10 protein-coding genes are annotated in these 12247 nt (G+C 62.8%); 5 read left to right on the top strand and 5 right to left on the bottom strand.

Going from position 1 to position 12247, the window contains the following annotated elements:
* Positions 1-3 precede the first annotated feature (3 nt).
* A complete protein-coding gene (locus tag P3R38_RS01335; RefSeq protein WP_177325253.1) occupies positions 4-819 on the bottom strand; it encodes an HDOD domain-containing protein in 816 nt (271 codons plus the stop codon).
* 208 nt (positions 820-1027) lie between these two features.
* Between P3R38_RS01335 and P3R38_RS01330 the strand changes: the two genes are divergently transcribed.
* Positions 1028-2224: a class I SAM-dependent rRNA methyltransferase gene (locus P3R38_RS01330; RefSeq protein WP_023378178.1), complete on the top strand. Its 1197-nt coding sequence runs from the start codon at positions 1028-1030 to the stop codon at positions 2222-2224.
* Positions 2225-2309: 85 nt separating this feature from the next.
* On the opposite strand, the gene P3R38_RS01325 is transcribed toward P3R38_RS01330, so the two are convergent.
* Positions 2310-2966, bottom strand: a complete 657-nt coding sequence (locus P3R38_RS01325) for a magnesium transporter (RefSeq protein WP_081669746.1) — start codon at positions 2964-2966, stop codon at positions 2310-2312.
* A gap of 479 nt (positions 2967-3445) precedes the next feature.
* On the opposite strand from P3R38_RS01325, the gene ilvD reads away from it, so the two are divergent.
* Positions 3446-5287 carry a dihydroxy-acid dehydratase gene (gene ilvD / locus P3R38_RS01320; protein ID WP_023378176.1) on the top strand — a complete coding sequence of 614 codons (1842 nt, stop codon included), beginning with the start codon at positions 3446-3448 and terminating at the stop codon, positions 5285-5287.
* 121 nt (positions 5288-5408) lie between these two features.
* Here the strand turns inward: ilvD and P3R38_RS01315 are convergent, their stop codons facing one another.
* Positions 5409-6464 carry a haloacid dehalogenase-like hydrolase gene (locus tag P3R38_RS01315; RefSeq protein ID WP_277686763.1) on the bottom strand — a complete coding sequence of 352 codons (1056 nt, stop codon included), beginning with the start codon at positions 6462-6464 and terminating at the stop codon, positions 5409-5411.
* A 241-nt stretch (positions 6465-6705) separates the two neighbouring features.
* On the opposite strand from P3R38_RS01315, the gene P3R38_RS01310 reads away from it, so the two are divergent.
* Positions 6706-8097 (top strand): L-cystine transporter, encoded by a 1392-nt coding sequence (locus P3R38_RS01310; RefSeq protein ID WP_277686762.1) that lies wholly within the window; start codon positions 6706-6708, stop codon positions 8095-8097.
* A 100-nt stretch (positions 8098-8197) separates the two neighbouring features.
* Here the strand turns inward: P3R38_RS01310 and P3R38_RS01305 are convergent, their stop codons facing one another.
* Positions 8198-8716, bottom strand: a complete 519-nt coding sequence (locus P3R38_RS01305; protein WP_023378173.1) for a dihydrofolate reductase — start codon at positions 8714-8716, stop codon at positions 8198-8200.
* Between the two features lie 54 nt (positions 8717-8770).
* On the opposite strand from P3R38_RS01305, the gene P3R38_RS01300 reads away from it, so the two are divergent.
* Positions 8771-10162, top strand: a complete 1392-nt coding sequence (locus tag P3R38_RS01300) for a DUF2868 domain-containing protein (protein WP_277686761.1) — start codon at positions 8771-8773, stop codon at positions 10160-10162.
* Positions 10155-11519 (top strand): GTPase/DUF3482 domain-containing protein, encoded by a 1365-nt coding sequence (locus P3R38_RS01295; RefSeq protein WP_023378171.1) that lies wholly within the window; start codon positions 10155-10157, stop codon positions 11517-11519. The genes P3R38_RS01300 and P3R38_RS01295 overlap by 8 nt, the downstream gene beginning before the upstream one ends.
* 107 nt (positions 11520-11626) lie before the next feature.
* On the opposite strand, the gene P3R38_RS01290 is transcribed toward P3R38_RS01295, so the two are convergent.
* Complete coding sequence (locus P3R38_RS01290) at positions 11627-12175, bottom strand: phosphonate degradation HD-domain oxygenase (RefSeq protein WP_023378170.1); 549 nt, start codon at positions 12173-12175, stop codon at positions 11627-11629.
* Positions 12176-12247: the final 72 nt, after the last annotated feature.

The raw sequence follows: 12247 nt of genomic DNA, 5'->3' as shown, positions 1-12247 counted from the left end.
GAATCAGTGCCCCAACTCGCGCAGGGTCTGCTTGAGGTTCTCGAAGTCGTACTCCGACAACCCGATGTAATCGAGGACCAGCGGGCCGAGCGCATTCCACTCATGGTCGACGGCCTGATTACCCAGCACGCGATACGAGGCGCAGATATGCTCGGCCATCTTCAGCACCGCGAGCAGGTTCTTCAGCTGGGTCTGGGCATTGCGCGAGGATTCGTCGCGGAACACCGCCAAGGCGTTGTGGTGGTTGGCGATGGCCCCGCTGATGTGCTCTGGCAGGCGCCAGGACTTGGCGGTGAAGTAGCCGACCACCGAGTGGTTGGTGTTGAAGGCCCGGTTTTCGGTATCGACCACGCGGGTTTCTTCACCGGCTTGGGCGTAGGCCTCTTCAAGCACATCCATGTAGTTGGGGAAGCGCTTGAGCATCAGCGGTACGCCGCAATCGTGGAACAGCCCGAGCGTGTAGGCCTCGTCCACGGCCTGGATACCGGTACGCTTGGCCAGCGTCAGGCAGGTCATGGCCACATCCTGGGCGGTGTCCCAGAAGCGGTTCAAGGTGACGATGGTTTCGTCGCTCATTTCACCCTTGATCGACTGGGCGTTGATCAGGTTGATGATCGAGCGGCTGCCCAGCAGGTTCACCGCACGTTGGATCGAGCCAATCTTGTTGGAGAGACCGAACTGCGGGGAGTTCACCAGTTTGAGCAAGGCGCCCGAAAGGCCTGGGTCCTGGGAAATCAGCTTGGCGATGGTTTCCAGGTCCGGGTCAGGCATGTACTGCTCGAACTGCAAATCGACCATGATCTGCGGTTGCGGCGGAATGGTGATGCCTTGCAAGGCTTGCTGGATCTGCTCGGCGCTGAGTTCTTGGGACATACGTGCACACTCGTGAAGGTCGAGGGGATTCTAACCCAGATGAACCGTGCCGGCGCCGCGTATTCCTGTCGGTACAGCCGCCACTTTGTCGCGCCTGGCCCCGGATCCCGTAGCAAAAGGATATAATCCCGCTCTTTTTTCCCGGAGCGACGTCATGTCCCTGCCCAGCCTTCGCCTCAAAGCCAATGCCGACCGCCGCCTGCGCGCCGGCCACCTGTGGGTCTACAGCAACGAAGTCGACGTCAATGCGACCCCGCTGCAAGGCTTGCAGGCCGGACAGCAGGCCGTCCTCGAGGCAGCCAACGGCAAACCGCTGGGCATCGTCGCGCTGAGCCCCAACAACCTGATCTGCGCCCGCCTGCTGTCGCGCGATGCCAAGCTGCCGCTGGACAAGTCGTTGCTGGTGCATCGCCTGAACGTCGCCCTGTCGTTGCGCGAGCGCCTGTTCGAGCAACCGTGCTACCGCCTGGTCTATGGCGATTCCGACATGCTGCCAGGCCTGGTGGTCGACCGCTTCTTCGACATCCTTGTGGTTCAGCTGGCGTCGGCCACCATGGAACTGCACAAGGATGACGTCATCGCGGCACTGGTCCAGGTGCTCAAGCCCAGCGGCATCCTGTTCAAGAACGATTCCGCCGCGCGTGATGCAGAAGGCCTGCAGCGCTACGTCGAGACCGTCTACGGCGAAGTTCCGGACTGGGTGCCGCTGGAAGAAAACGGCGTGAAGTTCGAGGCCCCGGTACGTGAAGGCCAGAAGACCGGCTGGTTCTACGACCATCGCATGAACCGTGCACGCCTGGCCCCCTACGTGAAGGGCAAGCGCGTGCTCGACCTGTTCAGCTACATCGGAGGCTGGGGTGTGCAAGCCGGCGCTTTCGGCGCCAGCGAAGTGTTCTGCGTCGATGCTTCGGGCTTCGCCCTGGATGGCGTGGAGCGCAATGCCGCGCTCAACGGTATCAGCGAAAAACTCACCTGCATCGAAGGCGATGTCTTCGAGGCATTGCGTGAGCTCAAGGCCGCCGAAGAACGCTTCGACGTGATCATTGCCGACCCACCCGCGTTCATCAAGCGCAAGAAGGACCTGAAAAACGGCGAAGCGGCCTACCGCCGCCTGAATGAACAGGCCATGCGCATGCTGACCAAGGACGGCATCCTGGTCAGCGCCTCCTGCTCGATGCACCTGCCCGAGGACGACCTGCACAACATCCTGCTGACCAGCGCCCGCCACCTGGACCGCAACATGCAGCTGCTCGAACGCGGCGGCCAAGGCCCAGACCACCCGGTGCATCCGGCCATTGCCGAAACCCGCTATATCAAGAGCATTACGTGCCGGTTGCTGCCCAACAGCTGATGAAAGCCTGAAAGAACCAAGGTCACCCATGGGCCAGCTCTCGAACTGGCCCATGGGTGACCTTTCAAGAATCGGTCGCTGCGTCTCAGACGCCCAGAACGAACGAAGCAACCCCGAAATACACCATCACCCCCACCGCATCGGCAATTGATGTGATGAGCGGCCCACTCGCTGTGGCCGGGTCGAGCCTGAAGCGGCTGAGCAGGAACGGCAAGCTCATACCGATCAGACTACCGACCAGCACGATCACGACCATGCTGCTGGCCACCACCAGGGCAATCAGCGGCCCGCCGCGCAACAAGCCCAACGACGCCACCGCCAATGCCATGGTGCATCCAAGTGCCAAAGCGACACCAAGCTCACGGACCAGCATCCGCCACCAGTCGCGCATGACCACTTCGCCGGTCGCCAGCCCCCGCACTATCAGCGTTGCAGACTGGGCCCCCGCATTACCGCCGCTGTCCACAAGCAGGGGTAGGAAGAACACCAGGGCGATGTTGGCAGCGATGGTTTCTTCAAAGGCCGCGATGCCAGCCCCGGAAAACAGGTTTCCGAAAACCAGCACCACCAGCCATAGCACGCGCTTGCGGTAGAGCAGCCCAAGGGTTGCATCCCGCAGGTTGCCGACATGATTGGTGATCGACGCGCCTTTGTGAATGTCTTCGGTCGCTTCGCGCCGCTCTGCTTCGAGGGCTGCACGGGTGTCCAGGTGCAGGGTGTCGTTATCGATTGGATGTTGCATGAGGTTCTCCAGACGCCGCGCCAGGCGCCCGCAGACCTCAGTCATACGGACTCAAGCCCTCGGCAGCCCTGGCGACGGCGCGCTCAGTGCCAATTTGCAGGTTCTGTACGAACTGAAACTGGGAAGGTCCATTGAGGTCATTTCTCGTGAAGCCGCACATGCGGCGCGGCGGATCATAGGTAGCCAGGCTGGGTGTGTCAGCCCCTCCGGAGGCATTTCAGAACGGTCCTACAAACGACCGGCCATTCGGTCAAAGTCACCGCCCAGACACATCGCCATTCCCTCGCGGCGCCAGCGGTGTAGAATCGACCTATTCATCGCCAGTCATCCCCGGCGGGTTTATGAGCTCTGGTCGAACATGCGGCGATCCCGCAGTGTCTTCGGCCTCATCCGTGCCAGTGGCAACCGGCCTGCGGCGCAAAGGACAAGAGAAGCTCACTCCCCTTTTTGTGACCTGATTCAGCCGCCAGGAGTGCTTCATGCCTGATTATCGTTCCAAGACATCCACCCAAGGCCGCAACATGGCCGGCGCCCGCGCCCTGTGGCGCGCCACCGGGATGAAAGACGAAGACTTCAAGAAACCGATCATCGCCATCGCCAACTCATTCACCCAGTTCGTCCCGGGCCATGTGCACCTGAAGGACCTGGGCCAGCTGGTCGCCCGCGAAATCGAGCGCGCCGGTGGCGTGGCCAAGGAGTTCAACACCATCGCGGTCGACGACGGCATCGCCATGGGCCACGACGGCATGCTGTACTCGCTGCCGAGCCGCGAGATCATCGCCGACGCCGTGGAGTACATGGTCAACGCCCACTGCGCCGATGCCATCGTGTGTATTTCCAACTGCGACAAGATCACCCCCGGCATGCTGATGGCCGCCCTGCGCCTCAACATCCCGGTGATCTTCGTCTCCGGCGGCCCAATGGAAGCCGGCAAGACCAAGCTCGCCAGCCACGGCCTGGACCTGGTCGACGCCATGGTCATCGCCGCCGACTCGTCGGCCAGCGACGAAAAAGTCGCCGAATATGAACGCAGCGCCTGTCCGACCTGCGGTTCCTGCTCCGGTATGTTCACCGCCAACTCAATGAACTGCCTGACCGAAGCCCTGGGCTTGGCCCTGCCGGGCAACGGTTCGACCCTGGCTACCCACTCCGACCGCGAACAGCTGTTCCTCACCGCTGGCCGCACCATCGTCGAGCTGTGCAAGCGTTACTACGGCGAGAACGATGATTCGGTACTGCCGCGCAACATCGCCAACTTCAAGGCGTTCGAGAACGCCATGATGCTGGACATCGCCATGGGGGGTTCGACCAACACCATCCTGCACTTGCTGGCCGCGGCCCAGGAGGCCGAAGTGGCCTTCGACCTGCGTGACATCGATCGCCTGTCCCGCAAGGTGCCGCAACTGTGCAAAGTGGCGCCGAACATCCAGAAGTACCACATGGAAGACGTCCACCGCGCTGGCGGCATCTTCAGCATCCTCGGTTCGCTGGCCCGTGGCGGCCTGCTGCACACCGACCTGCCGACCGTGCACAGCCGCAGCATGGAAGAAGCCATCGCCAAGTGGGACATCACCCAGACCGATGACGAAGCCGTGCACACCTTCTTCAAGGCAGGTCCGGCGGGCATTCCGACGCAGACCGCGTTCAGCCAGTCGACCCGCTGGGAAACCCTGGACGACGACCGCGCCGAAGGCTGCATCCGTAGCGTCGAGCACGCTTACTCGCAAGAAGGCGGCCTGGCCGTGCTGTACGGCAACATCGCCCTCGACGGCTGCGTGGTGAAGACTGCCGGTGTCGACGAGTCGATCCACGTGTTCGAAGGCACCGCGAAGATCTTCGAAAGCCAGGACAGCGCCGTTCGCGGCATCCTCGCCGACGAAGTGAAAGCCGGTGACGTCGTCATCATCCGCTACGAAGGCCCGAAAGGCGGCCCGGGCATGCAGGAAATGCTCTACCCGACTTCGTACCTGAAGTCCAAGGGCCTGGGCAAAGCCTGCGCCCTGCTCACCGACGGCCGCTTCTCTGGCGGTACCTCGGGCCTGTCGATCGGCCACGCCTCGCCAGAGGCGGCTGCCGGTGGTGCAATTGGCCTGGTGCGCGATGGCGACAAGATTCTGATCGACATCCCCAACCGTTCGATCAACCTGCTGGTCAGTGACCAAGAGCTGGCCGAGCGCCGCGTCGAGCAGGACAAGAAGGGTTGGAAGCCGGTCGAAGCGCGTCCCCGTAAGGTCACTACCGCACTGAAGGCCTATGCGTTGCTGGCGACCAGTGCCGACAAGGGTGCTGTGCGCAACAAAGCGATGCTCGAAGGGTTGTAAGGCTCCGCGGCAAAAAAACCGGCGCCTGGTGCGCCGGTTTTCTTTGCCTGCCAAGGCCTCGACATAGGGTGCGTCACCCTCTGTCGGCGCTGACTGGCCAGCGATGGAGTGGGTCTGCCCCTTACTGAATCTGCTCCGGCGTCACGATCACCCAGTTCTTGTCCGCCGTCACCGGCAGGCCTTCCTTGGCCTGCGCCGCCGCGTTCTTCGAGATCATCCCGTTGAGCTGGTCCATGTACTTGGCCTTGCGGTTTATCCACAGGTGGATTCCACCCTTGTTCACATCCACCCCATGGAACTGCATGTAGCCATCGCTCGTCGGGGTGTCGCCGCCCACCAGCACTGGCTTCTTCCACTGGTCGATATAGGTGAGAATCGCCGCCTGCTTGCCCGCCATCCAGGTGGCAGGGGTCCACAGGTAAGGCGTCAGTTCCAGGCCCTCGTTGGCCTTGGCATCGTATTTCCCCTCGGTAATCTGTTTGCGCGCGGTGGTCAGCTGGCCGTTTGCACGATCTTTGAGCAGCAGGCTCACGCCAATGACGTTCTCAGGCTTCACGTTGTAGCCGTACTTGGGGTCGGAAGCCACCATGCGTACCAGCTCTTCCGAGGCGGCCGAGATCACGTACACCTCGATGCCGTTCTCCATCAACTTGTTGTACAGCTCGGTCTGCCCGGTGAACACCTTGGGCGGCTGTACCTCGATGGCTTTTACCTGGTCGCCTTCGAAATAGGTGCTGGGAATCGGCTTGCCCAAGGCCATCAGCTCATCGACCTGGACCTTCAGCTCTTTCAAGGTGAACCCGGAGAACACCTGCGCCACCCAGGGGTAGCAGACCATGTCGTCGATTTCGCACAAGCGGTAGTAGTAGCTGAACAAGCTTTCCTTGTGCTCGGCGGTGTCCTTGAACGGGATCAGCTTGAGGGAAGGGCCGAGCTTGTCGCGGGTGAGCAGCCCCTTGTTCTCCATGAACGGCAACAGCGACTCCTCAAGGTCGAAGCGGTAGCTGGTGTTGTCCATGTCGAACACCGCGTAATTACCCTTGTGGGCGTTGGCGGCAATCATCGAATCGAGCTGTTTGGCCGCCTCGGCCGGCCAATGCTTGAGCTCGGTGGCCCAGGTTTCGACACTGAATAACAAAGAAAGGCCGATGGCCAGAGCTTTCGGAGCGAACTTCATGTGCGGATCTCCTGAAATGACCGAAGAAAACTAGTTCAGGAAGCAACAAGACCCCAGGCCCACAACGACCTTCACACAGCTGCAAACGCCGTGTTGATTGCCACCTGCGACACGGTGTTATTCCATTAGCGACTATCCAAATTACTTTTAGATATAAATTCGTTTGTTTTCAGGCTGTTAGCATTTCTGTTCGCAATCGCTCACAGAGGCGATGCCTCTTCTGCTTTTTCCTGGAGCTTCAATGAATCTGCCGCTGTTACTCAACCTGCTGGCATTCCTGGCCTTGTTGCTGGGCCTGGCACAAACCCGCCGCACCGACTGGAGCCTGGCGAAGAAAGTCTTGCTGGGGCTGGTGCTAGGCGTGGTCTTCGGCCTGGCGCTGCACACTGTCTACGGTGCAGGTCACCCGGTTCTCAAAGCCACCCTGGGCTGGCTCGATCTGATCGGCAACGGCTACGTTGGCTTGCTACAGATGATCGTCATGCCGCTGATCTTCGCCTCGATCCTCAGCGCAGTGGCTCGCCTGCACAATGCCTCTTCGCTGGGTCGCATCAGTGTGCTGAGCATCGGCACGCTGCTGCTGACCACGGCCATCGCAGCACTGATCGGTATCGCCCTGACCAACCTGTTCGGCCTTAGCGCCGAGGGCCTGGTAGCTGGCGCCCAAGAGAGCGCGCGCCTGCAAGCCATCCACAGCGACTATGCAGGCAAGGTCGCCGACCTCAACATCCCGCAGTTACTGCTTTCGTTCATCCCCAGCAACCCGGTGGGCGACTTGGCCCGGGCCAAACCAACCTCGATCATCAGTGTGGTGATCTTCGCCGTGTTCGTCGGCCTTGCCGCGCTCGAGCTGATCAAGGACAACGCTGAAAAAGGCCAGCGCGCCCTGTCGGCCATCGACACCCTACAGGCTTGGGTAATGCGCCTGGTGCGCCTGGTAATGAAACTGACGCCCTACGGCGTATTGGCCCTGATGACCAAGGTAGTGGCGAGCTCCAACCTGGAGGACATCCTCAAGTTGGGCAGCTTCGTACTGGTGTCGTACATCGGCCTGGGCCTGATGTTCGTGGTCCACGGTATCATCCTTGCCATGACCGGCGTCAGCCCGCTGCGCTTCTTGCGCAAGGTCTGGCCGGTGCTCACCTTCGCCTTCACCAGCCGCTCCAGTGCAGCCAGCATCCCGCTCAACATCGAAGCGCAAACTCGCCGTTTGGGCGTACCGCAGTCGATCGCCAGCTTCAGCGCCTCGTTCGGTGCGACCATCGGCCAGAACGGCTGCGCCGGTCTCTATCCAGCGATGCTCGCGGTGATGGTGGCACCCGCCGTGGGCATCGACACCTTCGACCCCCTGTGGATCGCCACGCTGGTGGCCATCGTTACCTTGAGTTCGGCAGGCGTTGCCGGCGTCGGCGGCGGTGCGACCTTCGCGGCGCTGATCGTGCTGCCGGCCATGGGACTGCCAGTGGAGTTGGTGGCGCTGCTGATTTCGGTCGAGCCGCTGATCGACATGGGCCGCACGGCGCTGAACGTGAATGGCTCGATGACTGCTGGTGTGGTGACCAGTCAGCTACTGAAAGAGACCAACAAGGATGTGCTGGCAGGTGATCAGCATGCAGAGCTGAGTCACTCCTGAGCCGTTCATAGCGCTGATCGCCCGCGAACCGCCCCTACACCGCCATTGATGTAGGGGGGGTGTAGGCCATAGCCCCGTCACAAGACCGAAAGCCCAACCCTCAGGCCTTCTCCCAGACCTCGAAATGGTACGCCGGCCCCTGGCCCTCTGCGGGTTGCGGATCGCTCGAGCGCAGAGCCCACTGCGCCTTGTCGAACTCGGGGAACCACGCGTCCCCTTGCGGAGACAGCTCCACCCGGGTCAGGTACATCCGGCTGACCAGCCCCTTTTCGAGCGCCTGCCCATACAGCTGCGCCCCGCCGATCAGCATGAGCTCATCGACGCCCTGCTCACGCGCCCACTGCTCGGCACGGGCCAACGCCGCTTCCAGCGAAGCGAACACCTCGGCACCCGCCAACTGCAGGCCAGGTTGGCGGCTGACGACGATGTTCAAGCGCCCCGGCAGCGGCCGCCCCAGAGAATCCCAGGTCTTGCGCCCCATGATGATCGGCTTGCCCAGGGTGGTGGCCTTGAAATACTTGAAATCCCCCGGCAGATGCCAGGGCATGGAATTGTCGATGCCGATCACACGGTTCTCGGCGAGCGCCGCGATCAGGCTGAGGGGGAGTGAGGTAGTCATGCCGGCGAGGATAGCAAACCCGCCGTGGGTTATGCTTCTGCCCTGAACCGTGCAATGGAAGACCTTGTGACTGGACCGACCGAACTCGACAAGCGCTGGCTCACCGAAGCGGTGCGCCTGCGCGAGGAACACGCCGGCCCCCTGGAGGACCAGGAAGCCAACCGACACGCCCGCCAGCAAGGCGGCGACCTGGCGGTGCGCATCGAGCGCCGCGCCTTGTTCCTTGCCGAGCGCGATGGCATGACCGCTGCCTTGCACCACTGGAAGCAAGGCGCCCGCCTGGCGCTGCTGGCTCTGCTGCTGATGGCTGTATTCAGCGGCACTGGCCTGGCGCTGGCGGCCTTGGGTGATGGCCAGCGGGCGGTGAATGTGTTCTGGGCGCTGGGCAGCCTGCTCGGGCTGAACCTGCTGATGTTGGTGGGCTGGGCTGTTGGCTTCACCCTGAGCGGTGAACATGGCGCCAGCCTTGGGCGCCTCTGGCTCTGGCTCAGTGAGCGCTTCGCTCGCGATGCCAAGGCCGCGCATCTGGCGCCCGCCCTGATGGTGCTGCTGCAACGCCAACGCCTGAATCGCTGGCTGCTTGGCCTGCTGGTGCACGGACTATGGCTGCTGGCAATGCTAAGCGCCTTGGGGATGCTGCTCGCCTTGCTCGCCACCCGACGCTATGGCTTCGTCTGGGAAACCACCTTGCTGGCCGCCGAGCCATTCATTCACCTGACCCAGGTACTGGGTGCCCTGCCCTCGCTTCTGGGCTTCGCCACGCCAGACGAAACCATGATTCGAGCCAGCGGCGACACACTACCGGCCCTGGAGGTCGCTCGTCAGGCCTGGGCCAGCTGGTTGCTAGGCGTGGTGCTGGTCTATGGCCTGCTCCCTCGGCTATTACTGGCCGGGCTTTGCCTGTGGCGTTGGCGCCAGGGTCGCGAACGCCTGACCCTGGACTTGAGTTTGCCAGGCTATGCGCAACTGCGCGAAGTGCTGATGCCTCGTAGCGAGCGTATCGGTGTGCAGGATGCTGCCCCCGACACCCTGCCGCACTTCGAAGCGGGCCACTCTCAGCGCGGCAATGGCGGCGCGCTGCTGGTAGGGCTGGAGCTCGATGACCAGCGCCCCTGGCCTCCCGTCTTGCCCAAGGCCGTCACCGATGCTGGCGTGCTCGACAGCCGCGAGTCGCGCAACCGCCTGCTCGAACAGTTGAGCCGTTTCCCCCCGGCCCGCCTGGCCATCGCCTGCGACCCCCGCCGCTCGCCGGACCGCGGCAGCCTCGCCTTGCTTGCCGAGTTGGCACGCAATGCCGGGGCCACGCGCATCTGGCTGCTGCAAGCAGCACCGGGCGAGGCACTGGATGCCGAACGACTGGGCGACTGGCATGAAGCCCTGGATCGCCTGGGCCTGCCACACGCCGACACTTCGCCCCTGACCTGGCTGGAGCAAGGCCATGACTGAGCCATTGAAACTGGCCGTGGTAGGCCACACCAATGTGGGCAAGACCTCATTGCTGCGTACCCTCACCCGCGATGTCGGCTTCGGCGAAGTATCCCATCGACCGAGCACCACCCGCCACGTCGAAGGCGCACGCCTGTCCGTGGATGGCCAGCCGCTGCTTGAGCTCTACGACACCCCGGGCCTTGAAGATGCCATCGCCCTGCTCGACTACCTGGAGCGCCTGGAACGCCCCGGCGAGCGCCTCGACGGCCCGGCCCGACTGGAACGGTTTCTTCAGGGCAGCGAAGCGCGCCAGCGCTTCGAGCAGGAGGCCAAGGTCCTGCGTCAGTTGCTGGCCAGCAATGCCGGTCTGTACGTGATCGACGCCCGCGAACCGGTGCTGGCCAAGTACCGAGACGAACTGGAGGTGTTGGCCGGCTGTGGCAAGCCGCTTTTGCCCGTGCTCAACTTCGTCGCCAGCCACCAACACCGCGAACCGCAGTGGCGTGAAGCCCTGGCCCGACTGGGCCTGCACGCACTGGTGCGGTTCGATAGCGTGGCCCCGCCCGAAGACGGTGAACGCCGCTTGTACGAAAGCCTGGCCCTGTTGTTGGAGGAGGCCCGCCCAGCCTTGCAGCGCTTGATCGACGACCAGCAGGCACAGCGCCTGGCTCGCCAGCAAAGCGGCAAACGTCTGATCGCCGAACTGCTGTTGGACTGCGCCGCCTGCCGCCGCAGTGTCGCGGCCGAGCCGGCCGCCGAAGCCCGAGCCATAGAAGCGCTGCGACAAGATATACGTCAACGTGAACAGCGTTGCGTCGAAGCCTTGTTGAAGCTGTATGCCTTCCGCCGTGAGGATGCCCATGCGGGCGAACTTCCATTGCTGGATGGCCGCTGGGGTGACGATCTGTTCAACCCCGAAACCTTGAAATTACTCGGTGTTCGCCTGGGCAGCGGCGTGGCTGCCGGCGCTGCAGCCGGTGCCGGAGTCGATTTGCTGGTTGGCGGCCTCACCCTGGGCGCGGCGGCATTGGCCGGGGCAATAGCCGGAGGCGCGCTACAGACCGCGCGCAACTATGGGTCGCGGTTGATGGGCAAGCTCAAGGGCAAGCGCGAGCTGACCGTGGACGACACGGTATTACGCTTGCTGGCCTTGCGTCAGCAGCAGTTGATGGTGGCGTTGGACAACCGCGGGCATGCCGCGCAAGACAGCATCCGCCTGGGTGAGCTGGATGAAAAGGCCTGGCGCGAGGGCAAGTTGCCAGAAGCCTTGAGCAAGGCGCGGGCGCACCCGCAATGGTCGACCCTCAATCCGGGGGCGAAGCTGAATCAGGCTGAACGGCAGGAACAGTTGGAGGCGCTGGTTTCGCAATTTTGAGAGGCGCCCTGGCCCCTCCGCGGGTAAACCCGCCCCTACAGTCAGGGGTTGCATTGAACCTGTAGGAACGGTTTACCCGCGAAGAGCCGAGCACAAGTGCCCATTCCTTAAAGCAGCGCCAGCGCCTTCTGCCTCAACACATGGAGGTCGATCACCGGCACTCCGACCTCCTTGGCCTTTTCGTCCCACTCCCGCATCCGTAGGCTCACGTCGAACAGCGGGTCCCGTTCGAACGCATCGGCTTGCGAGTCGCTCATCACGCCTCCCTGATATTCCAAGGTCCGCCGGCTCGCCTCACTCAACCGCTGGTAATACCCCGGTTGCCGCAAGGTCAGGTAGCGCTTGGCCTCCACGTGAAACTGAACTAGCCGCGCCATGCGCTCGCTAAAGCCACAGCGGCGCAAATACTCGGCACCGATACGTTCGTGGCTAACCACCCCATAGCCGCCCATGCTGGCGTCACCGCCACACAGATGGCCGATGTCATGGAAGAACGCCGCCAGCACGACTTCATCGTCGAAACCTTCGGCCATGGCCAGTTGCGCAGCCTGGGACATGTGTTCGAGCTGGGTGATGGCTTCGCCGATGTAGTCGTCGCTGCCGTGCCGCTCATAAAGGGCGAAGGTGCTGTCCACGATCTGCGCTGGGGTGGGCATGACTGTTTTCTCCTGGCTTGATGGGTTGCTGGCCATTTCCCGGACAAAACCGCTGCGCCCGAGAAAGGGCAG

This window comes from Pseudomonas sp. NyZ480 (genome assembly GCF_029537255.1).
In the GTDB taxonomy this organism is placed as follows: Bacteria; Pseudomonadota; Gammaproteobacteria; order Pseudomonadales; family Pseudomonadaceae; genus Aquipseudomonas; species Aquipseudomonas taiwanensis.
Note: the sequence above shows the minus strand (reverse complement) of the source record. Positions and strands in the feature narration are given on the sequence as shown.